Consider the following 26,565-nt stretch of genomic DNA (forward strand, 5'->3'; position numbering starts at 1 on the left):
CCACGTCGCCAGCGCCCAGTGTCGTTGATCACGGACCAGCAGCCGCCCGCCTTCCCCTGAGCGCTCCAGCGTGGCCGACGCCGTCCACGCCTCCGCTGACGAACCCCTCCGTGCCCCCTCCCGGCGCTCCCGGCCCGGCCGCCGGGAGCGGCGTGAGCACGCCCTCTCTCCCGTGAGGAGCCTTTCCGTGATCGCAATCAGACCCGTCCGCCCGTACCGAGCGGAGGCCGGCGCATGACCGACACCCTGCCCGACCAGCAGGCCGTCGGCGCCGACGTGTTCCGCCAGGCGCTCGCCGTGCACGCCAGCGGAGTGGTGGTGATCACCGCGCAGAGCGAGGGCATCCCCGTGGGGCTCACCGCCACCTCGTTCTCCTCGGTCAGCCTCGACCCGCCGCTCGTCTCCTTCTACGTGGACCAGTCCTCCACCACCTGGCCGTGGTTGCAGGGGGCCGACCACTTCGCGGTCAACATCCTGGCCAGCGACCAGGCCGAGCTGGCGGCGCGGTTCGCGCGCAAGGGGGTGGACAGGTTCGCCGCGCCCACGCGGTGGCGGGCGGGGCCGCTGGGCGCGCCGCTGCTCCAGGACGTCTCCGCCCACCTGATCTGCCTGCCGTACGAGACCGTCGAGGTCGGCGACCACGTGCTGGTCGTCGGCCTGGTGGCCGAGGCGGCCACGCACAGCGCCGGCCGCCCGCTGCTCTACCACCAGGGCCGGTTCGGCCGCTTCCTACCCCACCAGGAGAACCTGTGACCGCCACCACCGGCACACCGGTCTACGCCGGCCCGCTCGACCGGATCGCCTACGGCCGCTACGGCCCCGGCCGCCTGCACCTGTCGGCCGGCTGGGACCGCCCGGTCTACCCCTTCCAGGACCGCGTCACCGCCGACGGGACCAGCGGCTACCGCGCCGAGCCCGGCCGCTACCACCTCTACGCCGCCTGGACCTGCCCCTACGCCCAGCGCGTCGCGATCGTCCGCAAGCTCAAGCGCCTGGAGGACGTCGTCTCGCTGTCGTACGTGGACGACGAGCGCGACGGCCGGGGCTGGGCCTTCAGGGAGCGCAGGGGCCCCGACCCGGTCAACGGGTTCGCCTTCCTGGAGCAGGCCTACGACGCCACCGAGAAGGGCTACCCGGGCCACATCTCGGTGCCCGTGCTCTGGGACAGGGCGCGGCGCAGGATCGTCAGCAACAACTTCCCCGACATCACGATCGACCTGGCCACCCAGTTCGAGAAGTGGGCCGACACCTCGGTCGACCTCTACCCCGAGCACCTGCGCGCCGAGATCGACAAGCTGAACGCGTGGATCTACCACGACGTCAACACCGGCGTCACCCGGGTGGCCCCCGCCGGCACCGAGGCCGCCCGCGAGGACGAGTGCCACCGCGTCGTCGCGGCCCTGGAACGCCTGGACGAACGCCTGGCCGAGCGCCGTTTCCTGACCGGCGACACGATCACCGAGGCCGACGTGCGGCTGTGGGTGACGCTGGCCAGGTTCGACGCGCTGCACAACCGCGAGCACCTCATCAGCGAGCGCGAGCTGCCCGACTTCGAGCACCTCTGGGGCTACGCCCGCGACCTCTACCAGCGCCCGGCGTTCGGCGAGACCATCGAGGGCCTGCCCGCCGCCTGGGACACGCCGCACGGGCGGGGCCGGTGACGCGCAGGAGGCAGGTGCACCTCGCCGCGCACTTCCCCGGCGTGAACAACACCACCGTGTGGTCCGACCCCCGGTCGGGCAGCCAGATCGACTTCGCCTCGTTCGTCCACCTCGCCAGGACGGCCGAGCGCGGCACGTTCGACTTCTTCTTCCTGGCCGAGGGGTTGCGGCTGCGCGAGCTCAAGGGCCGCATCCACGACCTGGACGTGGCCGGCAGGCCCGAGGCGCTGACCGTGCTCAGCGCCCTGGCCGCCGTGACCTCGCGGCTCGGGCTCGCGGGCACGGTCAACGCCACCTTCAACGAGCCGTACGAGCTGGCCAGGCGGCTGTCCACGCTCGACCACCTGAGCGAGGGCCGGGCCGCCTGGAACGTGGTGACCACCTCCGACGCCTTCACCGGCGAGAACTTCCGCCGCGGCGGCTTCCTCGACCCCGCCGACCGGTACCGGCGGGCCGAGGAGTTCGTCCGGTTGTCGCGCGAGTTGTGGAACTCCTGGCAGCCGGACGCCGTGCTCGCCGACCAGGGCACGGGCCGCTTCCTGCGGGAGGACGCGATCGGCACGGTCAGCCACCGGGGCAGGCACTTCACCGTCGAGGGCCGGTTCACGCTGCCGCGCTCCCCACAGGGACACCCGGTGATCATCCAGGCCGGCGACTCCGACGACGGCCGCGAGTTCGCCGCCGCCCACGCCGACGTGGTCTTCACCCCGCACGGCGGGCTGGAGGACGGCAGACGCTTCTACGCCGACGTCAAGTCGCGCCTGGCCCGGTACGGCCGCGAGCCCCACCAGCTCAAGATCATGCCCGGCGTGACGTTCGCGCTGGGCGACACCGACGAGGAGGCCGCCGAGAACGCGGCCAGGATCCGGCGGCAGCAGGTCGGGCCGCAGACCGCGATCGCGTTCCTGGAGCAGGTATGGGGGCGGGACATGTCGGCCCACGACCCCGATGGACCGTTCCCCGACGTCGAGCCGGACCTGTCGCGAGGCGTCTCCCAGGGACGGGTGCCGATCAAGGACCGCGCCGAGGTGGCGGCCAAATGGCGGGCGCTGGCCGCGGAGAAGGGGCTGAGCATCCGCGAGCTGGTGATCGAGGTCACCGGGCGGCAGACGTTCGTCGGCACCCCCGAGGGCGTGGCCCGGCAGATGGACGAGCACGTGCAGGCCGGCGCGGCCGACGGCTTCATCCTCGTCCCGCACCTGACCCCCGGCGGGCTGGACGAGTTCGTCGACCGGGTGGTGCCGGCGCTGCGCGAACGCGGCGTCTTCCGCGCCGAGTACACCGGGACCACCTTGCGCGAGCACCTGGAGCTGTCATGACGCTGCACCTGGCCGTGGCGCTGGACGGCGCCGGCTGGCACCCCGCCGCCTGGCGCGCGGCCCCCGCCCCGCGGCTCTTCTCGGCCGGTCACTGGGCGGGGCTGGTCGCCGAGGCCGAGCGCGGGCTGCTCGACTTCGTCACCATCGAGGACGCCCTGGGCCTGCAGTCCACCCGGCCCGACGGCCCCGACGACCGCACCGACCAGGTACGCGGCCGGTTCGACGCGGTGCTGCTGGCGGCCCGGCTGGCGCCGCTGACCACCCGGATCGGCCTGGTGCCGACGGCCGCCACCACGCACACCGAGCCGTTCCACGTGGCCATCGGCATCGCCACCCTCGACCACGTCAGCGGCGGCCGGGCCGGCTGGCGGCCGCAGGTCTCGGCGCGGGCGAGCGAGGCGGCCCACTTCGGCCGCCGCCGGTTCGCCCCGCTCGACGTGGTGCTGAACCGGCCCGGCGGGGTGGACCTGTCGGCAGACCCGCACGTCCGCGCCCTGTTCGCCGAGGCCGCCGACGCCGTGGAGGTGGCCCGGCGGCTCTGGGACAGCTGGGAGGACGACGCCGAGATCAGGGACGTGGCCACCGGCCGGTTCGTCGACCGCGGCAAACTCCACCACATCGACTTCGAGGGCGGCTTCTTCTCGGTGCGGGGGCCGTCCATCACGCCCAGGTCGCCGCAGGGGCAGCCGGTGGTGGCCGCGCTGGCCCACGCGCGGCTGCCGTACGAGTTCGCGGCGGGCGGCGCCGACGTCGTCTTCGTCACGCCGCACTCGGCCGAGCACGCGCGGGAGATCGTCGAGGAGCTCCGGGGGCTCTCCGGCCACCTGCGGATCTTCGCCGACCTGCTCGTCTTCCTGGGCCCGGACGCGGCCCGGCGCAAGGCGCGGCTCGACGAGCTGGACGGTGCCGAACTGACCTCCGACGCGGCGATCTTCGCCGGCGGCGTGGGGGAGCTGGCCGGCCTGCTGCTGGAGTGGCGGCGGGCCGGGATCGAGGGCTTCCGGCTGCGGCCGGGGGCGGTGCCGTACGACCTGGAGCGGATCAGCCGGGAGCTGACGGCCGAGCTGCGCGGGCGCGGGGGCTTCAGGAGCGGGTACGAGGCCCGGACGTTACGCGGGCTGCTCGGCCTGCCGCGCCCGGCGAGCAGGTACGCGGAGGTGTCATGAAATTTCTGGGCATCACATTGATCGTCCACAGCGACGGCCGGTCACCCACGGAACGATTCCGCGAGGTCGTCGAGAACGCCGTGCTCTTCGAGGAACTGGGCTTCGACGGCTACGGCGTGGGTGAGCGGCACGAGCGGCCCTTCATCTCCTCCTCGCCCCCGGTCGTGCTCAGCCACATCGCCGCCAGGACGTCCAGGATCAGGCTGTTCACCGCGGTCACCACGCTGAGCCTGCTCGACCCGGTCCGCGCCTACGAGGACTACGCCACGCTCGACCACCTGTCCGGCGGCCGGCTCGAACTGATCGTCGGCAAGGGCAACGGCGCGGCGCAGGCCAGGCTCTTCCACGTCACCGCCGCGGACCAGTGGGAGCGCAACCGCGAGTCGTACGAGCTGTTCCGCCGCCTGTGGCGGGAGGACCGGGTCACCTGGCAGGGCCGCTTCCGCCCCGCGCTGACCGGCGCCGAGACCTGGCCGCGCCCGCTGCAACGGCCGATCAGGGTCTGGCACGGCAGCGCGACCAGCAAGGAGTCGGTCGAGCTGGCCGCCCGGCACGGCGACCCGCTGTTCTCGGCCAACGTCACCAACCCCATCGAGCCCTACGCCGAGCTGATCGACCACTACCGCGAACGCTGGGCGCACCACGGCCACGACCCCGCCGACGCCCTGGTCGGGGCGGGCAGCGCGGGCTACTACGCGGCCCGCACCTCGCAGCGGGCCCTCGCCGAATACCGGCCGATCTTCCAGGCCCGCCTGGAGACGTTCCGGCGGGCCGGCGTGCAGCCGGTCTTCCCCACCCTGGAGGACGCCATCGAGCGCGGCTCGATCCTGGTCGGCAGCCCGCAGCAGATCATCGACAAGGTGCTGCGCTACCACAAGCGGTTCGGGCACGAGGTCATGCACCTGCCCGCCGACGCCGACGGCCTGACGCCGGGGCAGCACCGGGAGACGCTGGAGCTGTTCCAGGCCGAGATCGCGCCGGCGCTGCGCGCGGAGATCCCCAGCCGCCCGTTCCCGAGGAGCGCGTCATGAGCCTGTCCATCCTCGACCTGGCCCCCATCAGCTCGGGCGGCACCGCGGGCCAGGCGTTACGCGACACGATCGAGCTCGCCCGCCGCGCGGAGCAGCTCGGCTACGCCCGCTACTGGCTGGCCGAGCACCACTTCGCCCCGGGCGTGGCCGGCTCGGCCCCCGCCGTGCTGATCGGCCTGGTGGCGGCGGCCACCTCGACGATCAGGGTCGGCTCGGGAGCCGTGCAGCTCGGCCACCGGACGCCGGTGTCCGTGGTCGAGGAGTTCGGGATCATCGATGCGCTGCATCCGGGCCGGCTCGATCTGGGGATCGGGCGCTCGGGGCGGCGCGGGGCCGAGCCGGCTCCCGCACGTCCCGCGAGCAAGGAGGCCAGGGTGGTGGACGGGCTGCTCATTCCGCCGCCCTTCGACTGGTCGCGGCTGGCCAGGATCCCCCGCCTGGCCTTCCAGGCCGGCCTGCTCCAGCAGCCCGGAGCGGTGACGCCCGACTTCGCCGACCAGATCGACGAGGTGCTGGCCCTGCTCGACGGGACCCACGAGGCGCACGTGACGCCCGGCGAGGGGGCCGACGTGCAGGTGTGGATCCTGGGCAGCAGCGGCGGGCAGAGCGCCCGGGTCGCGGGGGAGCGCGGGTTGCCGTTCGCGGCGAACTACCACGTCAGCCCCTCCAGTGTGCTGGAGGCCGTGGAGGCGTACCGCGAGGCGTTCAAGCCGTCGGACGAGCTGGCCGAGCCGTACGTGATCGTGTCGGCCGACGCGGTGGTGGCCGAGGACGAGGCCAGGGCGCGCGAGCTGGCCTCGCCGTACGGGTTGTGGGTGCGCAGCATCAGGACGGGGGCGGGCGCGATGCCGTACCCGACGCCGCGGGAGGCGGCCCGGCACGTCTGGTCCGAGGCCGACCGCGAGCTGGTCAAGGACAGGATCGACACCCGGTTCGTCGGCACGCCGCAGGCCGTGGCCGAGCGGCTGCGCGTGCTGCGCCGGGTCACCGGGGCCGACGAGCTGCTGGTCACCACCATCACCCACGACCCCGCCGACCGTGTGCGCTCCTACGAACTGCTCGCCGAAGCCTGGGCACGCCCGTGACCCGGAAACGCCTCTGACGCTCGGACCGAAACCCCTGGTGGTTTCGGTCGCGCGCATGCTGTAGCCTTTTCCTACTTTTTAGGTATGTTTTGTCTGAAAGGCAGTACCCCCATGTCCTCATCCAGCCTGCGCACCGCAGCCGTCATGCTCGCCGTCGTTGGGCTCCTCGGCGCCTGTGGTGGTCAAGGGGGTGCTGCCGGCGCGGCGCCGTCCAGCGGTCAGCCGGTCTACGGCGGCACGCTGACCTATCTGGAGCACCAGCCGCCCACCTGCCTCTACCTGCCGGCCGCCGGCTTCTATCCCAACGGCGGCATCCTCCACCAGATCACCGACAAGCTGACCTGGCAGAACCCGCAGACCCTGGAGATCGAGCCCTGGATCGCCACCAAGTGGGAGGTGAACGACGACGCCACCGAATACACCTTCCACCTGCGCCAGGGCGTGACCTTCAGCGACGGCAGCCCGCTCGACGCCGCCGCCGTCGCCGCCAACTTCGACGTGTACGGCCTCGGGAACACCGAGCTCAAGCTGCCGGTCGCCGAGTTCGTCAACAACTACGAGCGCAGCGAGGTCGTCGACCCGCTGACCGTGAAGTTCCACTTCAAGAAGCCCTCTCCCGGCTTCCTCCAGGGCACCTCGGTCATCGGGGCCGGGCTGGTGTCGAAGAAGACCATCGCGCTGCCGTACGAGCAGCAGTGCCAGCTGAAGAACATCGTCGGCTCGGGCCCCTTCACGCTGAAGAAGCAGATCGTCGACAAGGAGGTGGACCTGGCCGCGCGCAAGGACTACGACTGGGCGCCGCCGTCGTCGAAGCACCAGGGGCGGGCGTACCTGGACGAGATCAAGATCATCGTGACGCCCGAGGACAACGTCCGGGTCGGCGCGCTGACCTCCGGCCAGGCCGACTTCGTGCGCTACGTCCAGGCGTACGACGAGAAGACCGTCAAGGACGCCGGCTTCCAGATCTACGCCGAGCCGACCAGGGGCGTGAACAACGGCCTGTACCTGCGGCCGTCCAACAGCATCCTGAAGGACCTCGACGTGCGCAAGGCGCTGCAGGCGGGCACCGACGTCAAGGAGGTCGTCGACACCCTGTTCACCGCGAGCTACCCGCGGGCGACCTCCGTGCTCAGCCACCTCGCCCAGGGCTACCTCGACCTGTCCAAGGACCTGGCCTACGACCCCGCCAGGGCGAACCAGCTGCTCGACAAGGCCGGCTGGACCAAGGGCGCCGACGGCGTGCGCGAGAAGGACGGCGTCAAGCTGCGGCTGGGCGTCTTCGTCGCCGGCCCGCAGCCGCTGTCCAAGCAGACGCTCGAACTCGTCGGCCAGCAGTGGGCCAAGCTCGGCGTGCAGCTGGAGATCCGCCCCGCCGACGCCGGCACCCAGGCCGTGGACATCAAGGACGCCGAGAAGACCGCCGTCGCGCACAGCATGGTCGGCCGCGCCGACCAGGACGTCATCAAGAGCCACTTCCACAGCCAGAACCGCGACGTCATCCTGTCCAAGGACAAGAAGCTCGACACCCTGCTGGAGGAGGAGTCCGCCGAGCCCGACAACGCCAAGCGCAACGCCAAGGTCGCCGAGATCCAGCGGTACGTGATCGAGCAGGGCTACGCCATCCCCCTCTTCGAGGAGCCCCAGGTGTACGGCGGCGCGCCGTACGTCAAGGGCGTGGCCTTCGAGGCGGTCGCCCGGCCGTGGTTCTACTCGGCCTGGAAGTCCCAGCAATGACCAGGTATCTCCTGACGCGGGCCGGGCAGGCGGTGCTCGTGCTCTGGGCCGCCTTCACCGCGAGCTACGTGCTGCTGCAACTGCTGCCCGGCGACTCGATCCTGATCAAGTTCCAGAACCCCGAGCTCGGCCTGTCGCCGCAGCAGATCGCCGACATCCGGGCGTACTACAGCGGCGGCTCGCCGATCGGCGAGTACCTGCGCACCCTGACCGGCTTCCTGACCGGCGGCTTCGGCTACTCGATCGACACCGGCACCCCGGTGGTCGAGCGCCTGGGCGAGGCGTTGCCCGAGACGGCCCGGCTGGCCTCGGCGGCGTTCGCGCTGGCGGTGCTGCTCGCCGTGGTGATCGCGTTCGTGGCGAGCTACAGCAGGACGTCGTGGCTGCGCGGGGCGCTGCTGTCGGTGCCGTCGCTGTTCATCTCGGTCCCGGCGTTCTGGCTGGGGATCCTGCTGATCCAGGTCTTCTCCTTCCGGCTGCGGCTGGTGCCGGTCATCGGGGGCGGCGAGCTGCAGCAACTCGTCCTGCCGGTGCTGACGCTGGCCGTGCCGATCTCGGCGCCCATCGCGCAGGTGCTGGCGCGCGGCATCGACCAGGTGTACGCGCAGCCGTTCGTGCCGGTGATCGCGGCCAAGGGCGCCACCCGCTGGTGGATCCTGTGGCGGCACGTGGCGCGCAACGCCGTCCTGCCGACGCTGACCGTGGCGGGCCTGACGTTCGGCGAACTGATCGCCGGCTCGGTCGTGACGGAGACTGTCTTCGGCCGCAACGGCATCGGCCGGCTCACCGAGCAGGCCGTGACCGCCCAGGACACGCCGGTGATGCTGGCCGTCGTGGTGCTCGCCGCGGCGGTGTTCGTCCTGGTCAACTTGGTGGTGGACGTGTTGTTCCCGGTGCTCGACCCGCGGCTGAAGGCGGCGTCGTGAGGGCGGGCCTGATCCTGTCCTGGACGGTGATCGCCGTGGCGCTGCTGTGGGCGGTCGTCCCGGGGCTGTTCACCGGGTACGACCCGATCGCCGGCGTGCCGGTCGAGAAGCTCCAGTCGCCGAGCGGGCAGCACCTGTTCGGCACCGACGCCGTCGGCCGTGACGTGTTCGCGCGGGTGGTGCACGGGTCCGTGCACTCGTTGTCGGGGGCGTTCGTCGCCGTCGCGGTCGGCCTGCTGCTCGGCACGCTGCTCGGGCTGCTGGCCGGCTCGCTCGGCGGGGTGCCCGACGCCGCCGTCATGCGGGTCGTCGACGTGCTGCTGTCGGTCCCCGGCCTGCTCCTGGCCCTGGTCGTGATCATCCTGCTCGGCCCGGGGACGGTGAACGTGGCCGTCGCGGTCGGCGTCGGCTCGGTCGCCGCGTTCGCCCGGCTGTCGCGCTCCGAGGTCGTCCGGGTGCGCCGCACCGACTACGTCGAGGCCGCGTTCGGCAGCGGCGGCCGGTTCACCGCCGTGTTGTGGCGGCACGTGCTGCCCAACTCCCTCGGCCCCGTCGTCGCGCTGGCCGCCCTGCAGTTCGGCGTGGCCATCCTGGCGATCTCGACGCTCGGCTTCCTCGGCTACGGCGCCGAGCCGCCGACCCCCGAGTGGGGCCTGCTCATCGCCGAGGGCCGCAACTACCTGGCCACGTCCTGGTGGCTGACCACGCTGCCCGGGGCCGTGGTGGTCGCGGTCGTGCTCGCCGCCGGCCGGATCAGCCGGTCCATCGCCAAGGAGTCCTCGTGAGCCTGCTCGACGTCCGCGACCTCGCGGTCTCCTACGACGGCCGTCCGGCGGTCCACGGCGTCTCCTTCACCGTCGAGCCGGGCGAGGTGGTCGCGGTCGTCGGCGAGTCGGGGTCCGGCAAGACCACGACCGCGCACTCGATCATCGGCCTGCTGCCGCGCAACGCCTCGCTCGACCGCGGCAGCGTCCTGCTGGGGGAGAACGACCTGGCGACGTGGTCGCCGCGGCGGATGGAGTCCGTGCGCGGGGCCCAGATCGGGCTGGTCCCGCAGGACCCGTCCAACTCGCTCGACCCGGTCAAGACGGTCGGGGCGCAGATCGCCGAGGTGCTGCGCATCCACAAGCGCGGCGACCGGGCCGCCGTCCGGCGCCGGGTCGTCGAACTGCTCACCCGCGTCGGCCTGCCCGACCCCGAGACGCGGGCCCGCCAGTACCCGCACGAGCTGTCCGGCGGCATGCGCCAGCGTGTGCTGATCGCCATCGCCGTCGCGCTCGAACCCCGGCTGATCATCGCCGACGAGCCCACCAGCGCCCTGGACGTCACCGTGCAGCGGCGCATCCTGGACCTCATCGACGACCTGCGCGCCGAGTTCGGCACCGCCGTGCTGCTGGTCACCCACGACCTCGGCGTGGCCGCGAGCCGCTCGGACCGGCTGGTCGTCATGAAGGACGGCCGCGTCGAGGAACAGGGCCCGACCAGGGGCGTCCTGGCGGCGCCCGGCGCGGACTACACCCGCAGGCTGCTGCACCACGCCCCCGCGCTGTCGGCCCGCCCCTTTCGCGAGCCGGTGGCGGCCGAGCCCGCGATCGTGGTGCGCGACCTGGTCAAGGAGTTCCGGTCGGGGCGGCGGGCGTTCCGGGCCGTGGACGGCGTCTCGTTCGAGGTGCCGCGCGGCACCACGCACGCGCTCGTCGGGGAGTCGGGGTCCGGCAAGACCACCACCGCGCGCATGGTGGTGCGCTTCGCCGAGCCCACGTCGGGCACGGTCACCGTCGCCGGGGCCCCCGACGGCCGCGGCTTCCGCCGTCACGTCCAGCTCGTCCACCAGAACCCGTACGGGTCGCTGGACCCCCGGCAGGCGGTCGCCGACATCGTGGAGGAGCCGTTGCGCAACTTCCGGCTCGGTGACCGGGCCGCCCGCCGGGCCCGCGTCGCGGAGCTCCTCGACCGGGTGGCGCTGCCCGCGGACGTGTCGTCGCGCAGGCCGCGCGAGCTGTCGGGCGGGCAGCGGCAGCGGGTGGCCATCGCCCGCGCGCTGGCCGCCGGCCCGGAGGTGCTGGTGCTCGACGAGGCCGTCTCGGCGCTCGACGTCACGGTCCAGGCGCAGATCCTCGACCTGCTGGGACAGCTCCAGCGCGACCTCGGCCTGACCTACCTCTTCATCTCGCACGACCTGGCGGTGGTGCGGCAGATCTCGCACACCGTCTCGGTCATGAACAAAGGACGCATCGTGGAATCAGGATCCACCCGGCGGGTCTTCACCGACCCGGCCGACGACTACACCCGCGAGCTGCTCGCCGCCATCCCGGAGCCGGTGCGATGAGGCTCGGCTTCTTCACCCGGGTCCTGGACGAGGCGCCCCCGGCGGAGCGCTACCGGCTGGCCGCCGAGCAGATCGCGCACGCCGAGTCGCTCGGGTTCGACACCGCCTGGGTGGCCCAGCACCACTTCGACGGCGAGGAGGGCGGGCTGCCCGCGCCGCTGGTGTTCCTCGCCCATGTGGCGGCCCGTACCAGCCGCATCCGGCTCGGCACCGGCATCATCACGCTGCCGCTGGAGCACCCGGTGCGGGTGGCCGAGGACGCCGCCGTGCTCGACCTGCTCACCGGCGGGCGGCTGGAGATCGGGGTCGGCAGCGGCGGGACGCCGTCGTCGTTCGGGCCGTTCGGGCACGACAGCGGCGACCGCGCCGCCCTGTACGCCGAGCACCTGTCGATCCTGCTCAGGGCCTGGTCGGGGGAGGACCTGGGCGGCGGCAACCGGCTCTACCCGCCCGCGCCCCGGCTGCCCGGCGCGATCTGGGAGGCGACGTTCTCGGCCTCCGGAGGAGCGCGCGCCGGACGGGCGGGCAACGGGCTCATGCTCTCGCGCACGCAGCCCCGACCCGCCGACGACCCGCAGGCGACGCTGGCCGACCTGCAACGGCCGATCGTGGACGCCTACTACGAGAACCTGCCCGCGGGCGTCGTCCCGCGCATCGTGGCCTCGCGGACCGCGTTCGTGGCCGACAGCCGCGCCGAGGCGCTGCGCTGGGCCGAGCGGGGGCTCGGGCGCGGCCGGCTGCCGTGGGAGCTGCCCGGCGGCGACCTCGACAGCCGCATCGCCGCCTTCGACGTGCACGTGGGCACCCCGCAGGACGTCATCGACAGCCTGCGCGCCGATCCGACCCTCGAACGGGTCACCGACCTGGTCTTCCAGGTGCACTCGGTGGACCCGCCGCACCCGCTGATCCTGCGTTCGACCGAGTTGCTGGCGACCGAGGTCGCACCCGCGCTCGGCTGGCTCCCCTCCACCGAAATGAGCTCCACATGATCAACGACGTCATCGACCACCTGGCCGGGATAAGACCGGGCTCCCGCCTCGACAAGCTGCGCGACCTGCGGCCGGCCGCCCGCGAGCACGCCCAGCGCGGCTTCGACGCGCTCTTCACCCCCGACGAGGAGGGCGAGGTCACGCTCGTCGAACGCGACACCGTCGCGGCCTTCGTGGCCGGGCTGCACCGCGACGCCGTCGTCGCCGGCTTCTACGCCGACCGGCTCGCCGAGCTGGCCCCCGGCCTGCTGAAGGCCGTCGAGACCGAGGTCGAGGCGGGCGCCACCACCGGCCCGTACGGGGTCTACCCCGCGCCGCTGGCCGCCGAGAGCGACGAGGGCCTGCGCTACCGGGTACGCAATCCGGACCAGCTGGGCGTCCGGCTCACCGCCGCGTTCGAGCACGCGCACCTGCTGGTGTTCCGGCCCCGCGAGGCGAGCGGGCAGGCCCTGGAGGCGCTGGCCGCGGCGGGCTGGAGCCCGACGGGCGTGGTGACGTTGTCGCAGCTCGTCGCCTTCCTCGCCTTCCAGGTCCGGGTGGTCGGCGGGTTGCGGCTGCTCAACGCGGAGGTGGCGGCGTGAGCACCGGCTTCACCCAGGAGCAGCTCGGCTGGCGGCCCTGGCTGCCGCCGCTCGCGCCGGAGGAGCTGACCGAGGCCCACCACGAGGCGCTGGTGGACCGGGCGCGGGCGTCGTCGCCGTACTTCCTGTTGCTGGCCCGCGACCCCGAGATCCTGCACGCGCGCACCAAGACCGACAACGACATCTTCTACAACGCCGACGGCGGGCTGCCGCGCGCCGAGCGCGAGCTGGCCGCGACCGCGACCTCGCGGCGCAACGGCTGCGTGTTCTGCGCGTCGGTGCACGCCCGCTTCGCCGCCCACCACTCCAAGCGCCCGCAGGACGTGCAGCGCCTGCTCGACGAGGGGGTGGACGCGCCGCAGGACGGCACCTGGCGGGCGGTCGTCGACGCCTCGGTCGCGCTGGCCGCCACGCCAGTGGAGTTCGGGCCCGAGCACATCGCGGCGCTGCGCGCGGCCGGGCTGGACGACCTGGCGATCAGCGACACCATCCACGCCGCCGCCTTCTTCAACTGGGCGAACCGGCTCATGCTCTCACTCGGCGAACCGGAGGACCACCGATGACCGACCGTCACCTCGACCACCTTGTCTATGCCGTTCCCGACCTGCTCGCGGGGGTCGAGGACTTCGCCGCGCGCACCGGCGTGCGGCCCGTCCGGGGCGGCAGCCATCCCGGGGGCACCGCGAACTACCTGGTGCGCTTCGGGCCGACCGCGTACCTGGAGATCATCGGGCCGGACCCGGAGTCGGAGGTGCGGCCGAGGGCGTTCGGGCTGGCGACGCTGACCGAGCCGCGCCTGGCCGCCTGGGCCGTGCATCCGCAGGACCTGGACAAGACCGTGGAGCTGGCCCGCGAGCGCGGCTACGACCCCGGCGACGTGCAACCGCTGTCCCGGCGCACCCCGTCCGGCGAGCTGCTGGAGTGGCGGCTCACCCGGCGCGAGGACCCGGCGGCGATCCGGCCGGTGCCCTTCCTCATCGACTGGGGGACGACCACCCACCCGGCCGCCACGGACCTGCCGCTGCTCGGCCTGGTCTCCTTCGCCGCCGTCCATCCCGCCCCCGCCGCGCTCCGCCGTGACCTGGCCGCCCTCGACGTGACGCTCGACGTCACCGAGGGGCCCGAGCCCGCCCTGCGGGCCGTCATCGACACCCCGCTCGGCCACGTGACCCTGAGCTGAACCCCGTTCGAGAGAGAAAGACCCATGAGCACCCTTCGCGAGTACCTGTCGCACAAGCGCGCCGCCCTGCTGGCCCGCCGGGAGGCCCCGGCGGCCGGTCCGGTGCCGCTGCACGCCCACGTCACGGCCGAGGGCCGCAGCGGGATCCGGCGCATCAGGATCAGGGACTTCCAGATCATCAGCGACAGCGGCCCCGACTTCGCCGGCTACGACCTCGGCCCCGGCTCGCCCGAGCTGCAGGCCGGCGTCCTGGGGAGCTGCGTGACGCACATCTTTCTGATCAAGGCGGCCGAGCTGGAGGTGCCGATCGACTCCCTGGAGGTGGACGTCCGCGCCGAGTACGACCCGAGGGCCCAGCTCCCGGGCGACCAGGGCGTCCCGGTGTACCCGCACAACTTCCGCTACGAGGTGCTGATCGGCTCGCCCGCCTCCGACGAGCAGCTGGCCGGGCTGCACGCCGAGGTCGAGCGGGTGTGCCCGATCCTCAACCTGATCCGCAACCCGCAGCAGATCAGCGGCTCGATCGTCCGGGTGGCGGATCCCGCGCAGCTGCCCGTCGCGTAGCAGGTCAGCGCCGGGTTCCGGCCCGGCGTGAGTGGCGCAACCTCACCGTTATCCCCTTTTTCCTACCTGCGAACTAGGTTGAAGGCATGGAACCGGTGGCGCTCGACGATCGGCGGCCTCGGGCGGATCGTGCCCGCCAGGTCGCCGACCTGCTGAGAAGACAGATCATCCAGGGCAGCTTCCCCCAGGGACAGCTCCCGCTGGAGGCGGCGCTCGCCCGCGAGTTCGGCGCCTCGCGCAACACCGTGCGCCAGGCGCTCGACCTGCTCCGCGCGGAAGGGCTGGTCGAGCGCTGTCCCGGCGTCGGCACGACCGTCGCGGCCGAGAAGTACCCGCACGGCCTGCACCGCCTGCTGGGCCTGGCCGAGACCCTCCACGAGCACGGCCGGGTCGTCAACCAGGTCCGCACGATGACCCTCATCGAGCCGCCCGCCCCGGTGAGCCGGCGGCTCGGCCTCGCCCCCGGCGAGCAGGTCGTCTACCTCGAACGGCTGCGCAGCCTGAACGGCCTGCCGCTCTCGCTCGACCTCACCTACCTCGTCCGCGACGCCGGCGAGCCGCTGTTCGCCGCGGACCTGGTCAACAACGACATCTTCGTGCTGCTGGAGCGGATCGCCGGGCAGCCCCTCGGCATGGCCGAGCTCACCCTCGAAGCGGTCAACGCCGACCCCCACACCGCCGCCGCGCTCGGCACGCCCCGCGGCGCCGCCCTGCTCATGGTCGAACGGCTCACGCACCTGGCCGACGGCAGGCCCGTGGACCTGGAGTTCGTGCGCTTCCGCGGCGACCGGCTCACGATGCGCGGGCACCTGCGCAGAACCCCGGAGGAGGAACGGTCATGACCCTGGTCAACCAGCGCGTCGAGGTCCCCGTGACGATCGACGAGGCGCTGTGCATCGACGGCTGCACCCTCTGCGTCGAGGCGTGCCCGCTGGACTCCCTGGCGATCAGCGAGGTGACCGGCAAGGCGTACATGCACGTGGACGAGTGCTGGTACTGCGGGCCGTGCGCGGCCAGGTGCCCGGTGGACGCGGTCACCATCGACATCCCCTACCTGCTGCGATGAAGGAAGCGCGATGCTGCGTAAGGCTCTGACGACGGCCGCGCTGACGGCCGTCGCGCTGACGGCGGCCGGCTGCTCGGTCTCCGGCGCGACCGGCGGCGAGGACCGGATCAGGATCGTCGTCGGCTACCAGTCCAAGACCATCAACACCGTGACCGCGGGCACCCTGCTGCGCTCGCTCGGCTACCTGGAGAACAGGCTCGGCCCAAGGTACGCGGTCGAATGGCAGGACTACGACACAGGCGCGCCCATCACCGCCAAGATGGTCGCCGGGAAGATCGACATCGGCTCGATGGGCGACTATCCGCTGCTCATCAACGCCGCCCGCACGCAGGCCGACCCGGAGGCGCGCACCGAGCTGGTCTCCATCACCGGCTACAACCTGCGCGGCGGGCTGAACATGGTGCTCGTGCCGCCCGCGTCCAAGGCCAGGACCCTGGCCGACCTCGCCGGAGCCAAGGTCTCGGCCAGCGTCGGCTCCGCCGGGCACGGGACGCTGGTCCAGGCCCTGGAGAAGGCGGGCGTCACGGACGTGGAGACGGTCAACCACCAGCCCGCGGTCGGGGCCGCGCAACTGGAGTCGGGCGGCGTGCAGGGGTACGCCCAGTTCGTGGCCTGGCCCGGCCTGCTCGCCTTCCAGGGCAAGGGCCGCCTGCTGTACGACGGCTCCGCGCTGGACGTGCCGACCTTCCACGGCGTGGTGGTGCGGCAGGCGTACGCGAAGAAGTATCCGCAGGTCGTGGACGCCTTTCTCAAGGCCCAGATCGACGCCACCCGCTACCTGCACGAACACCCGCTGGCGGCGGCCGAGTCGGTGGCCGCCGCGACCGGGCTCCCGCCCGAGGTGGTCTACCTCTACAACGGGCGGGGCGGCATCGCCACCTTCGACGTCACGCTGAAGCAGCGGCTCCAGGCGGCGCACGAGCACGACGTGACCTACCTCAAGCGGATCAGCCCTGACTTCTCCGGCGTGGACGTCGCCTCCTTCGTCGACGACACCTACCTGCGCAGGGCGTACGGGCCGGCCTACGACGCCGACCGGGCCTCGACCGCCAACCCGGCCGCCGTCACCGGGAACGACGCCGCCTGCGGCATCCCGGCCGGCGATCCGCGGACGGCCTCCGAGCTCTGGCTGACCGGCGAGCGGGACACCCGTCCCGCGGCCACGCCGACGTGCCTGCTCCGGCAGGTCGCCGGGGCCGGGGGGAAGGTGCGCGCGGCGTACGTCCCGGACGCGGCGACCGGCACCCGGTGGTTCGCCGACCGCTCGGTGTGGCTGGAGGACCCGGCCGCCGCCCCCACCGGCCGCCTGCTCCCGTTCACCACCCAGGACGGCGCCGACGCCTACCGCGAGGCCCACCCCAGGACCCGGCCCGTCACCTACGAGGCCGCCCTGAAGGCCGCCAGAAAGGCCGGCGACCCCCGATGACCAGCACAGAAACACCGCCGGCCACCCCGCCCGCCGCCCTGCCGGCCGCCGTGGGCGCGCCTGCTGAAGCGGGCGCCGTCGTTCCCCGGAAGGGGCCCGGCCCGCGGGGCGGGAGAGGGGCGCGGTGGGCGGTCAGGGCCGCCTCGGTGGCGGTGGCCGCGGGGGCGTGGCAACTGCTCACCGTCACCGACGCCCGCCTGTGGCTGCGCTTCGACCGGCTCCCCAGCCTGGACGAGATCGCCGCCCAGGCCGCCCGCCAGCTCGCCACCCGCACCTACTACCTGGACCTCCTGCAGAGCCTGAGCAGGATCCTCACCGGCTTCGGCCTGGCCGCCGTGGCCGGGATCGCCGTCGGCGTGCTGGTGGCCAGGTCGCCGAGGACGGGCGACGTGCTCGGCCCGCTGCTCGAAGCCGTCCGCCCCATACCGGCCATCGCGCTGGTCCCCATGGCGATCCTGCTGTTCCCGGCCGACGAGCAGGGCATCGTGTTCATCACGTTCACCGCCGCCTTCTTCCCGGTCATGGTGAGCACCCGCCACGCCGTGCGGGCACTGCCCACCCTGTGGGAGGACGCGGTCAGGACGCTCGGCGGCCGGCGCCGTCACGTGCTGGTGAACGTCGTGCTGCCCGGGGTGCTCCCCGGTGTCTTCGGCGGGCTGTCCGTCGGCATGGGCGTCGCGTGGATCTGCGTGATCTCGGCCGAGATGATCTCCGGCGAGTTCGGCGTCGGCTACCGCACCTGGATGTCGTACACGATCGTCGACTACCCGGCGGTCATCGTCGGAATGGTCACCATCGGCCTGCTCGGCTGGCTCACCTCGGCCGCCGTCGAGCTGGCCGGGCGCAGGGCGACGCGGTGGCTGCCGCGCGCCGGAGGAGGCCGGTCATGACGCTCGGCATCACGCTGGAGTCCCTGTCGCTCGGGTACGCCCGCGAACCGGTCCTGCGCCAGGTCGACCTGGCCGTGCGCCCCGGCGAGGTGCTGGTCGTGGTCGGCGCGTCCGGGTCGGGCAAGTCCACGTTGCTGCGGGCGCTGGCCGGGCTGCTGCGCCCGTACGCCGGCCGGATCGTGGCCGGCGGGACGGAGATCGCCGCCACCTCGCCCGACCGATCGATGGTCTTCCAGGACGACGCCCTGCTGCCCTGGCGTACCGTCCGGCGCAACGTGGAGCTGCCGCTGCGCATCCGCGGGCTGCCCAGGCGCGAGCGGCGGGCGGCGGCGGAGGAGTGGCTGGCCCGCGTCGGCCTGGCCGGGCACGGCGACCGGCTGCCCCGCGAGCTGTCCGGCGGCATGCGCCAGCGCGTGCAGCTCGCCCGCGCGCTGGCCGGGACGCCGCGCGCGGTCCTGATGGACGAGCCGTTCGGCGCCCTCGACGCCCAGACCCGCGCCGGCATGCAGGCGCTCCTGCTCGACGTGCTGCGCGACACCCGCGCCACGGTCGTCTTCGTCACCCACGACGTGGAAGAGGCGCTCCTGCTCGCCGACCGGGTCGTGGTGCTCGGCCACGGCGGCGTCCGCGCGGTGATCGACGTGCCCGGCCCCCGCGAGCCCGGCGCGGACCGGGCGGCCCTGCGTGACCTGATCCTCAAGGAGTTGTGAATGGAGATCCCCCCGATCGAGGACCGCCTGCACCTGGAGTGCGAGGTGCTCGTCGTCGGCGGCGGCACCGCGGGCACCATGGCCGCGATCACCGCCGCCGAGCGCGGCGCGCGGGTGCTGCTGCTGGAGAAGGCCCACGTACGGCACAGCGGCGCCCTGGCCATGGGCATGGACGGCGTCAACAACGCGGTCATCCCCGGCAAGGCCACCCCCGAGGACTACGTCGCCGAGATCACCAGGGCGAACGACGGCGTCGTCAACCAGAAGACCGTCTACCAGACCGCGACCAGGGGTCACGCCATGGTCCGCCGCCTGGAACGCTACGGCGTGAAGTTCGAGAAGGACGAGCACGGCGAGTACGCCGTCCGCCGGGTCCACCGCTCGGGCAGCTACGTCCTGCCGATGCCCGAGGGCAAGGACGTCAAGAAGGTGCTCTACCGGGTGCTGCGGCAGCGGCACATCCGCGACAAGGTGCGCATCGAGAACCGGGTCATGCCGGTCAGGGTGCTCACCTCGCAGGGACGGGCGGTCGGCGTGGCCGGGTTCGACACCCGTTCCGGGCGGTTCGTCACCGTGAGCGCGGGAGCGGTGATCCTGGCCACCGGCGCCTGCGGCCGGCTCGGCCTGCCCGCCAGCGGCTACCTCTACGGCACCTACGAGAACCCGGCCAACGCCGGGGACGGCTACGCCATGGCCTACCACGCCGGGGCCGAGCTGAGCGGCCTCGAATGTTTCCAGATCAATCCGCTGATCAAGGACTACAACGGCCCGGCCTGCGCGTACGTGGCCAACCCGTTCGGCGGGTACCAGGTCAACAACCGGGGGGAGCGGTTCGTCGACTCCGACTACTGGTCGGGCCAGATGATGGCCGAGGTCTCCGCCGAGATCGCCTCGGCCAGGGGGCCCATCTACCTCAAGCTCTCCCATCTCCCCGACGAGACCGTCAGCGCCATCGAGGGCATCCTGCACTCGACCGAGCGCCCCACCCGCGGCACCTTCCACGCCGGGCGCGGCCACGACTACCGCACCCACGACGTGGAGATGCACATCTCGGAGATCGGTCTGTGCGGCGGCCACTCGGCGTCGGGCGTGTGGGTGGACGAGCACGGCGCGACCACCGTCCCCGGCCTGTACGCGGCGGGCGACCTGGCCTGCGTGCCGCACAATTACATGATCGGCGCGTTCGTCTTCGGCGACCTGGCCGGGGAGCACGCCGCCGCCCATCACGGAGCCCCCGGGGCGCCCCTGCCGGAGGACCAGGTGGCCGCCGCCCATGAGCTGGTCTACCGGCCCCTGCGCAACCCGGACGGGCCGCCGCAGCAGCAGGTGGAGTACAAGCTGCGCCGTTTCGTCAACGACTACGTGGCCCCGCCCAAGACGGCGGCGAAGCTGGAGATCGCGCTGGAGTCGTTCGAGCGGATGCGGGCGGAGATCGCCTCCATGGGCGGGCGGACGCCGCACGAGCTGATGCGCTGCGTCGAGGTGGACTTCATCCGCGACTGCGCGGAGCTGGCCACGCGCGCCTCGCTGACCCGTACCGAGAGCCGGTGGGGGCTCTACCACGAGCGCGCCGACCTGCCCGGTCGCGACGACGCGGGCTGGCTGTTCCACCTCAACCCGCGCAGACGCGCGGACGGCGCGACGGAGTTCGTCAAGCGGCCCGTCGAGCCCTACCTGGTGCCCGTCGAGGAGTTCGCGCCCGTCGCCGCCGAGCCGGTGACGCTGGAGGTCGCGGCCACCGCCGCCGTGCGACGGGCGCCGCGGGCACGTCGCGGACGCGCCGCCGTCGGCCGTTCGCCGCGCATCCTGGAGCTGAACCGGCTGGCCGAGGAGCAGCCGTCCGCCGAAGACCTCGCCCCCTACCTGGCCGACCCCGACCCCAAGGTGCGCAGGGCCGCCATCGCCACCCTCACCGAGACCGTGCCGGACGGGACGGGCGCCGCCCTGGCCGCCGCGCTCGCCGACCCGCACGGCACCGTGCGCAGGGCCGCCGCGACCGGCCTGGTGGAGCTGGTCGAGGTGCTGCCGGCCACCCCGGAGCTGGGCCGCGCGCTGACCGGCGCGCTGACCGGCGGCGACGCCCTGGTCCGGGCCGCGGTCCTGGACGTGCTGCGCGCGTTGCGGCTCGGCGGCACGCCGGTGTTCGCGGACGCACTCGCGGACGGCGACCACCGGGTGCGGATCGCGGCCGTCCGCGGGCTGGTCTCGCTGGACGAGTCCGGCCCGCTGGCCGGGGCGGCGGGCGATGCCTCCCGGGAGGTGCGCGTGTGGGTGGCCAAGGGCATCGGGGCGGTCGGGAAGCCGTCCGCGGCGCTGGCGGTGCTGGCCGGGGACGGCGACCCGCTGGTGCGGGCCGCCGCGCTGGAGGCGTCCGGCGCGGTGGGGGAGCCGCTGGAGCGGGAGGCCGTACGAGGGCTGCGGGACCCGGCGTGGGAGGTGCGGGTGGGGGCGGCACGCTGCCTGGCCGCCGCCGGCCCGCGGACGGCGGCGCCGCCGCTGGTGGCGGCGCTGTCGGACGGCAACCTCGACGTGCGCAAGGCCGCCGTGCTCGCGCTGGCCCCGTGGGCGGCTTCGCCGGACGTGGCCGCCGCCCTGCGGGACGCGCTCGCCGACACCGACGCCGACGTGCGCGCCCACGCGGGCAAGGCCCTGTCCCGGCGGTGACCACACCGCCCGACCGGCCCTGTCCGCAGGGGAACTCCGCCCTGGTACCAGCGGAGCTCCGGCCCCGCCCCCCGAGGGCGGGGCACTCAGCCGGTCGTGAAGCCGGAGAACAGGGCCAGGGCCAGGGCCAGGGCGACGACCACGTTCACCACCGTCGCGGCGGCGAACACGGCGACCGGCCGCCACCCGGCCGCACGCAGCGCCGCCACCCGGAACTCCAGCCCGATGCTGACGAACGCCAGGATCAGGAACCAGGTCCGCAGGTCGTTGGCGACCCCGACGACCGCCTTGCCCTGGCCCGCGGGGACCGTCGTGAGCCACCAGGTGGCGATCACCGACGCGGCGACGAACCCGAGCACGAACTTCGGGAAGCGCCGCCAGAGCTCCGCCGCCCCCGGCCGCTCCGCGTCCGGCCGCCGCTCGACCCGGAAGGCGAACCAGGCGGTCAGCGCGACCACGACGACACCGATGAGCGCGTTCTGAGTGACCTTGACGATCGTGGCGATGGCCAGGGCGTCCTCGCCCGCGATCGTGCCGGCGGCGGTGACGGCGGCGGTGGTGTCGATGTTGCCGCCGATCCAGGCCCCCGCGACCTCGGGCGGGAGCCCGAACGCCGAGGCCAGGGCGGGCAGGACGAAGATCGACGGCAGCGCGAACGCGATCACCAGGCTCGCGCTGTAGGCGAGCTGCTCCTTCCTGGCCTGGACGGCCCCCGCCGCCGCGATGGCCGCGCTGACCCCGCAGATCGACACGGCCGACGACAGCAGCGCGCGCAGCCGGTCGTCGAGCCCGAGCCGCCCGCCGAGCCACCACGTGAACAGGAACACCGTGCTGATCAGCACGATCGCCTGGAGCACGGCCGGCCCGGCGGCGGTCACGATCACCTTGAGGTTGATGGAGGCGCCGAGCAGCACCAGCCCGGTCTTGATGAAGAACTCGGTGCGGAACCCGCCGGCCAGCCGCTCCCGCAGCCCGGTCGCGGTGAGCAGCGCGTTGCCGAGCAGCCCGAGGGCGATCGCGTAGACCGGGAACTCGACGGCCTTGGCGAGCCCGGAGTCAGGGAACCAGCCGGGCACGCCCTTCTCCAGGAACCGGGTCGCGGCGGCCAGCACGAGGACGACCAGGACGCCGAGCGCCGCCCCTCGCCAGGTCGCGCGGTCGGCGGTGACGGTCGCGGCGCTCATCAGGGCACCAGCCCGACGGGGATGACGCCGGTGAGGACGAGGACGAGCAGGACCAGGCCGACGGCCGTGGCGGCCCAGTCCTCGTTGATCGCGACGCGGCTCTCGCGTCCGGTGGGGGATTCGCCGGTGCTCATGGGCGTGCCTTTCAGGTGGGGGATGGGAGGTGCGGGCGGGGCCCAGCCAACCCCGCCCGCACTGGCTTCGGCCGATCCGCGAGGCCCCGGCCACGGCGACGTTCGTGGCCGGGGCAGCCCCGGGGAGGGTCAGGCGGCGATCGGTGAGTAGGTCGCGGCGTCACCGCTCAGCGCGGTGCTGGGCCGGCCGTCCACGCCGACCGGCACGTCCCCGGCGATCGTGACCCGGTGCAGGCGGCGGGGGCGGTCGCCGAAGTCGTGCACCACGCGGTGCTGGGTGGCCCGGTTGTCCCAGATCGCCACGTCACCGGGCGACCAGCGCCAGCGGACGGTGTTCTCCACCTCGGTGACGTGCTCCTGGACCAGCCGGATGATCGAGCCGGAGGTGTGTCCCGACAGGCCGCTCAGCCGCTTGGCGAAGTCGCCGAGCAGGATCGAGCGCTCGCCGGTCTCCGGGTGCACGCGCACGACCGGGTGCTCGGTCTCGAACAGGGTGGAGGCGAACACCTCGGCGTGCTCGCGGGCGCGCTCGTCGATCGTGGCCGTGCGGACGTAGTCGTACTGGTTGGTGTGCACGGCCCGCAGCCGGTCGAGCAGGTCGCGCAGCTCGGCGGGCAGGTTCTCGTACGCGCTGACGGTGTTGGCCCACAACGTGTCGCCGCCCGCCTCCGGCACGATGACCGCGCGCAGCACCGAGGCCAGCGGCGGCCGGTCCACGAAGGTCACGTCGGTGTGCCAGCGGTCGACCTTGTGGCCGTTGCTGTAGTCGAGGTCCAGGATGTGGGCGTTGCCGTGCAGCGCGGGCACGGTGGGGTGGGCGGCGGTCGGCTCGCCGAGCAGCCGGGCGAAGCCGACCTGGCTCTGCTCGTCGAGGTGCTCCTGACCGCGCAGGAAGATCACTTTGTGGGTGAGAAGGGCCTGGCGGAGCTCGGCCACGACGTCGGGGTGCAGGTCGGGCGCGAGCCGCACACCGGTGATCTCGGCTCCTATACGGCCGGCGACGGGGGTGATGGTCAGGGATGGCATGGTGTCCTTCCTTCCGTACGCCTCCACCGTAAATAAAAACCAACTAAATTGGTAGGGCTTGACGGAATAAGATCGCCGTGCTGGGGTGAAAGGCGTTCACGACGCCAGAAAGGCCGCGACATGCCTGTGGAGTTCCTCGGTATCGGTGGCACCAACGACGGCTCGGAGACCTCGCCCCGCTCGGGCCCCTCCTTCGACAAGCAGTACACGCTCCGGCTCGCGCGGGCCCACCAGGAGCACGGCTGGGACCGGGTGCTGTTCGCCTACGGCTCCGGCTCGCCCGACCCGGCCCAGGTGGCCGCGTACGTCGCCGGCCGGGTCGAGGGCCTGGGGATCCTGCTGGCCCACCGGCCGAACGTGTCGTACCCGACGTACGCGCTCAAGACCTTCGCCACGCTCGACCAGATCAGCGACGGCCGCCTGACCGTGCACTTCATCACCGGCGGCAACGACCACGAGCAGGGCAGGGAGGGCGACGTCCTGACCAAGGACGAGCGGTACGCCAGGACCAGGGAGTACATCCGGATCGTCAAGAAGGGGTGGACCTCCAGGGAGCCGTTCGACCACGAGGGCGCCCACTACTCCTTCCGGGACTTCGTCTCCGACGTCTTCCCGGTCCAGCGGCCGCGGCCCCAGGTCTCCTTCGGCGGCTCGTCGCCCGCGGCGTACGCGGCCGGCGGGGCCGAGGCCGACGTCTACTGCCTGTGGGGCGAGCCGCTGGCCGAGACCGCGCAGCAGATCGCCTCGGTCAGGGAGGCGGCCCGCGCGGCCGGACGGGCCGACGTGCCGCGCATCCAGGTGGCCTTCCGGCCGATCATCGCGCCCACCGAGGAGCTGGCCTGGGAGAAGGCGCACCGGATCCTGGGCGAGCTGCGGCAGGCCGGGGCGAACCCGCGGCGGCGTCCCGGGGGCCCGCCGCAGAACGCCGGGTCGCTGCGGCTGCTGGAGGTGGCCGCCAGGGGAGAGCGGCACGACCGCGCCCTGTGGACGCCCACCGCGGCGGCCACCGGCGCCGCCGGCAACTCCACCGCCCTGGTCGGCACCCCGGAGACGGTGGCGCGGGCCCTGCTCGACTACTACGACCTGGGCGTGGAGATCCTCTCGGCGCGCGGCTACGCGATCCTGGACGACGCCGTCGACTTCGGCCGGCACGTCATCCCGCTCGTCCGCGCGGAAGTGGCCCGGCGCGACGCCGCCCGCGCCGACGCCGCCCGCGAGGGGGCCGCGCGTCAGGGCCGTGACGACGACGTGCGTGCGGGCCATGGCGTTGCATGACACGGCCGAGGCCGTGCCCGCCGCCGGGCGGGAGGAGCCCGCGCCGAAGGTCGTGACCGCCCGCCGCCCGTCCCGGACGGTGGCCGCGCTCGCCGTGCTGGTGCTGCTGGCGATGGCGGCCAACGCCCTGGTCACCAACCCCGCCTGGGAGTGGGACGTCGTCGGCACGTACCTGTTCGCGCCCTCGGTCCTGCGCTCGGTGCTGCTCACGCTGGAGCTGACCGGGCTGGGCATCGGGCTCGGGTTCGCGCTCGGCACCCTGCTCGCCCTCATGCGCCTGTCGGCCAACCGGCTGCTGGCCTCGGTGGCCTGGGGGTACGTGTGGCTGTTCCGCTCGGTGCCGCTGATCCTGCAACTGCTGTTCTGGTACAACCTGGCGCTGCTGTACCCGAGGTTGTCGTTCGGGGTGCCGTTCGGGCCCGACTTCTTCGACGTCGGCACGATGGACCTGATCGGGCCGGTCACCGCCGCCGCGCTCGGGCTCGCGCTGCACCAGGCGGCCTACGCCGCCGAGATCGTCCGCGGCGGCCTGCTGTCGGTCGATCCGGGGCAGCGCCTGGCCGCGGCGGCGCTGGGCGTGCCGAGGGCCCGCCGGTTCTTCCGGATCATCCTGCCGCAGGCCATGCGGACGATCGTGCCGAACGCCGGCAACGAGATCGTCAGCCTGGTCAAGGGCACCTCGGTGGTCTACATCATGGCCCTGCCCGAGCTGTTCTACCAGGTGCAGGTGATCTACAACCGTAACGGCAGGGTGATGGCGCTGCTGCTGGTCGCGACCGTCTGGTACCTCGTCCTGACGACCACGCTCTCGGTCGGCCAGCACTTCCTGGAGCGCCACTACGGCAGGGGCCGCTCATGATGGTGGAACTGGCCGGCGTGCACAAGAGCTTCGGCGCGCTGCACGTGCTCAAGGGCATCGACCTGCGCGTACGTCAGGGCGAGGTGGCGGTGGTGCTCGGGCCGTCCGGCTCGGGCAAGTCCACCCTGCTCCGCGTGATCAACCACCTGGAGAAGGTGGAACGCGGGACGGTCACGGTCGACGGCGAGCTGCTGGGCTACCGGCGCGCCGGCGACCACCTGTACGAGCTGCCCGAGCGCGAGATCCTCCGCCAGCGCACCAGCATCGGCTTCGTCTTCCAGAACTTCAACCTCTTCCCGCACCTCACCGTCAGCCAGAACATCGCCGAGGCCCCGCTGTCGGCCCAGCGCCGGCCGCCCGCCGAGGTGGCCGCGCTGACCGCCCGCCTGCTCGACCGGGTCGGGCTGGCCGGCAAGGCCGCGGCCTACCCGCGCACGCTCTCCGGCGGCCAGCAGCAGCGCGTCGCCATCGCCAGGGCGCTGGCCCTGGAGCCCAAGGTGGTGCTGTTCGACGAGCCCACCTCCGCCCTCGACCCGGAGCTCGTCGGCGAGGTCTTGGAGGTCATGAAGGACCTGGCCCGCAGCGGCACGACCATGATCGTCGTCACGCACGAGATCGGCTTCGCCCGGGAGGTGGCCGACACCGTCGTGTTCATGGACGAGGGCCGCATCGTCGAGCGCGGCCCGGCCGCGCAGGTCCTCGACGCCCCGCGCCACGAGCGCACCCGCGCTTTCCTCGGCAAGGTCCTCTGATCACAAGGAACCCC

The 26,565-nt window shown here is 73.1% G+C and carries 27 protein-coding genes; 24 read left to right on the top strand and 3 right to left on the bottom strand.

Going from position 1 to position 26,565, the window contains the following annotated elements; genetic code table 11:
• Positions 1–234: 234 nt before the first annotated feature.
• From ABZ459_RS14955 to ABZ459_RS15055, 21 genes are all read left to right on the top strand, one after another.
• Positions 235–753: a flavin reductase family protein gene (locus tag ABZ459_RS14955; protein WP_357970548.1), complete on the top strand. Its 519-nt coding sequence runs from the start codon at positions 235–237 to the stop codon at positions 751–753.
• Entirely contained in the window at positions 750–1,661 is a 912-nt protein-coding gene (locus tag ABZ459_RS14960) for a glutathione S-transferase C-terminal domain-containing protein (RefSeq protein WP_357970550.1), read from the top strand. Before ABZ459_RS14955 ends, ABZ459_RS14960 begins: the two co-directional genes overlap by 4 nt.
• Positions 1,658–2,980 (top strand): NtaA/DmoA family FMN-dependent monooxygenase, encoded by a 1,323-nt coding sequence (locus tag ABZ459_RS14965; protein ID WP_357970552.1) that lies wholly within the window; start codon positions 1,658–1,660, stop codon positions 2,978–2,980. The genes ABZ459_RS14960 and ABZ459_RS14965 overlap by 4 nt, the downstream gene beginning before the upstream one ends.
• A complete protein-coding gene (locus ABZ459_RS14970; protein WP_357970554.1) occupies positions 2,977–4,146 on the top strand; it encodes an LLM class flavin-dependent oxidoreductase in 1,170 nt (389 codons plus the stop codon). Before ABZ459_RS14965 ends, ABZ459_RS14970 begins: the two co-directional genes overlap by 4 nt.
• Positions 4,143–5,177, top strand: coding sequence for an LLM class flavin-dependent oxidoreductase (locus ABZ459_RS14975; protein ID WP_357970557.1), 1,035 nt, complete (start codon positions 4,143–4,145; stop codon positions 5,175–5,177). The genes ABZ459_RS14970 and ABZ459_RS14975 overlap by 4 nt, the downstream gene beginning before the upstream one ends.
• Positions 5,174–6,262 carry an LLM class flavin-dependent oxidoreductase gene (locus ABZ459_RS14980; protein WP_357970560.1) on the top strand — a complete coding sequence of 363 codons (1,089 nt, stop codon included), beginning with the start codon at positions 5,174–5,176 and terminating at the stop codon, positions 6,260–6,262. The genes ABZ459_RS14975 and ABZ459_RS14980 overlap by 4 nt, the downstream gene beginning before the upstream one ends.
• A 111-nt stretch (positions 6,263–6,373) precedes the next feature.
• Positions 6,374–7,996 carry a TIGR04028 family ABC transporter substrate-binding protein gene (locus tag ABZ459_RS14985; protein WP_357970563.1) on the top strand — a complete coding sequence of 541 codons (1,623 nt, stop codon included), beginning with the start codon at positions 6,374–6,376 and terminating at the stop codon, positions 7,994–7,996.
• Positions 7,993–8,922 carry an ABC transporter permease gene (locus tag ABZ459_RS14990; RefSeq protein ID WP_357970566.1) on the top strand — a complete coding sequence of 310 codons (930 nt, stop codon included), beginning with the start codon at positions 7,993–7,995 and terminating at the stop codon, positions 8,920–8,922. The genes ABZ459_RS14985 and ABZ459_RS14990 overlap by 4 nt, the downstream gene beginning before the upstream one ends.
• On the top strand, positions 8,919–9,707 hold the full coding sequence (locus ABZ459_RS14995; RefSeq protein WP_357970568.1) for an ABC transporter permease: 789 nt from the start codon (positions 8,919–8,921) through the stop codon (positions 9,705–9,707). The genes ABZ459_RS14990 and ABZ459_RS14995 overlap by 4 nt, the downstream gene beginning before the upstream one ends.
• Positions 9,704–11,251, top strand: coding sequence for an ABC transporter ATP-binding protein (locus tag ABZ459_RS15000; protein WP_357970570.1), 1,548 nt, complete (start codon positions 9,704–9,706; stop codon positions 11,249–11,251). The genes ABZ459_RS14995 and ABZ459_RS15000 overlap by 4 nt, the downstream gene beginning before the upstream one ends.
• On the top strand, positions 11,248–12,240 hold the full coding sequence (locus ABZ459_RS15005) for a putative FMN-dependent luciferase-like monooxygenase (RefSeq protein ID WP_357970573.1): 993 nt from the start codon (positions 11,248–11,250) through the stop codon (positions 12,238–12,240). Before ABZ459_RS15000 ends, ABZ459_RS15005 begins: the two co-directional genes overlap by 4 nt.
• Positions 12,237–12,821: a CMD domain protein gene (locus tag ABZ459_RS15010; RefSeq protein ID WP_357970575.1), complete on the top strand. Its 585-nt coding sequence runs from the start codon at positions 12,237–12,239 to the stop codon at positions 12,819–12,821. The genes ABZ459_RS15005 and ABZ459_RS15010 overlap by 4 nt, the downstream gene beginning before the upstream one ends.
• Positions 12,818–13,384 carry an alkylhydroperoxidase domain protein gene (locus ABZ459_RS15015; protein WP_357970576.1) on the top strand — a complete coding sequence of 189 codons (567 nt, stop codon included), beginning with the start codon at positions 12,818–12,820 and terminating at the stop codon, positions 13,382–13,384. The genes ABZ459_RS15010 and ABZ459_RS15015 overlap by 4 nt, the downstream gene beginning before the upstream one ends.
• Positions 13,381–14,001, top strand: coding sequence for a VOC family protein (locus ABZ459_RS15020; protein WP_357970579.1), 621 nt, complete (start codon positions 13,381–13,383; stop codon positions 13,999–14,001). Before ABZ459_RS15015 ends, ABZ459_RS15020 begins: the two co-directional genes overlap by 4 nt.
• 24 nt (positions 14,002–14,025) lie before the next feature.
• Complete coding sequence (locus ABZ459_RS15025; RefSeq protein WP_357970580.1) at positions 14,026–14,565, top strand: OsmC family protein; 540 nt, start codon at positions 14,026–14,028, stop codon at positions 14,563–14,565.
• Between the two features lie 86 nt (positions 14,566–14,651).
• Complete coding sequence (locus ABZ459_RS15030; protein WP_357970581.1) at positions 14,652–15,407, top strand: GntR family transcriptional regulator; 756 nt, start codon at positions 14,652–14,654, stop codon at positions 15,405–15,407.
• Positions 15,404–15,631, top strand: coding sequence for a 4Fe-4S dicluster domain-containing protein (locus ABZ459_RS15035; protein WP_357970582.1), 228 nt, complete (start codon positions 15,404–15,406; stop codon positions 15,629–15,631). Before ABZ459_RS15030 ends, ABZ459_RS15035 begins: the two co-directional genes overlap by 4 nt.
• A gap of 10 nt (positions 15,632–15,641) precedes the next feature.
• Entirely contained in the window at positions 15,642–17,057 is a 1,416-nt protein-coding gene (locus ABZ459_RS15040; protein ID WP_357970584.1) for an ABC transporter substrate-binding protein, read from the top strand.
• Positions 17,054–17,947, top strand: coding sequence for an ABC transporter permease (locus tag ABZ459_RS15045; protein WP_357970586.1), 894 nt, complete (start codon positions 17,054–17,056; stop codon positions 17,945–17,947). Before ABZ459_RS15040 ends, ABZ459_RS15045 begins: the two co-directional genes overlap by 4 nt.
• Complete coding sequence (locus ABZ459_RS15050) at positions 17,944–18,657, top strand: ABC transporter ATP-binding protein (RefSeq protein WP_357970589.1); 714 nt, start codon at positions 17,944–17,946, stop codon at positions 18,655–18,657. The genes ABZ459_RS15045 and ABZ459_RS15050 overlap by 4 nt, the downstream gene beginning before the upstream one ends.
• Positions 18,658–21,321 (top strand): fumarate reductase/succinate dehydrogenase flavoprotein subunit, encoded by a 2,664-nt coding sequence (locus ABZ459_RS15055; protein WP_357970591.1) that lies wholly within the window; start codon positions 18,658–18,660, stop codon positions 21,319–21,321.
• 86 nt (positions 21,322–21,407) lie between these two features.
• On the opposite strand, the gene ABZ459_RS15060 is transcribed toward ABZ459_RS15055, so the two are convergent.
• The 3 genes from ABZ459_RS15060 to ABZ459_RS15070 all read right to left on the bottom strand — a co-directional run bounded on the left by ABZ459_RS15060 (position 21,408) and on the right by ABZ459_RS15070 (position 23,665).
• On the bottom strand, positions 21,408–22,505 hold the full coding sequence (locus ABZ459_RS15060; RefSeq protein WP_357970594.1) for a putative sulfate exporter family transporter: 1,098 nt from the start codon (positions 22,503–22,505) through the stop codon (positions 21,408–21,410).
• Entirely contained in the window at positions 22,505–22,639 is a 135-nt protein-coding gene (locus tag ABZ459_RS15065) for a hypothetical protein (protein ID WP_352330037.1), read from the bottom strand. The genes ABZ459_RS15060 and ABZ459_RS15065 overlap by 1 nt, the downstream gene beginning before the upstream one ends.
• Before the next feature lie 129 nt (positions 22,640–22,768).
• Positions 22,769–23,665, bottom strand: coding sequence for a TauD/TfdA family dioxygenase (locus ABZ459_RS15070; protein WP_357970597.1), 897 nt, complete (start codon positions 23,663–23,665; stop codon positions 22,769–22,771).
• Between the two features lie 120 nt (positions 23,666–23,785).
• Between ABZ459_RS15070 and ABZ459_RS15075 the strand changes: the two genes are divergently transcribed.
• Genes ABZ459_RS15075 through ABZ459_RS15085 form a run of 3 tightly spaced genes read left to right on the top strand, consistent with a single transcriptional unit; the run spans position 23,786 to position 26,551 of the window.
• Positions 23,786–24,940, top strand: a complete 1,155-nt coding sequence (locus ABZ459_RS15075) for an LLM class flavin-dependent oxidoreductase (RefSeq protein WP_357970600.1) — start codon at positions 23,786–23,788, stop codon at positions 24,938–24,940.
• The gene (locus tag ABZ459_RS15080; RefSeq protein WP_357970603.1) at positions 24,927–25,799 is read left to right on the top strand and encodes an amino acid ABC transporter permease; all 873 of its coding nucleotides are present in this window, start codon (positions 24,927–24,929) and stop codon (positions 25,797–25,799) included. The genes ABZ459_RS15075 and ABZ459_RS15080 overlap by 14 nt, the downstream gene beginning before the upstream one ends.
• Positions 25,796–26,551, top strand: a complete 756-nt coding sequence (locus ABZ459_RS15085) for an amino acid ABC transporter ATP-binding protein (protein ID WP_357970605.1) — start codon at positions 25,796–25,798, stop codon at positions 26,549–26,551. The genes ABZ459_RS15080 and ABZ459_RS15085 overlap by 4 nt, the downstream gene beginning before the upstream one ends.
• Positions 26,552–26,565: the final 14 nt, after the last annotated feature.

Origin of the sequence: Nonomuraea sp. NPDC005692, assembly GCF_040631115.1 — a bacterium.
Classification (GTDB): Bacteria; Actinomycetota; Actinomycetes; order Streptosporangiales; family Streptosporangiaceae; genus Nonomuraea.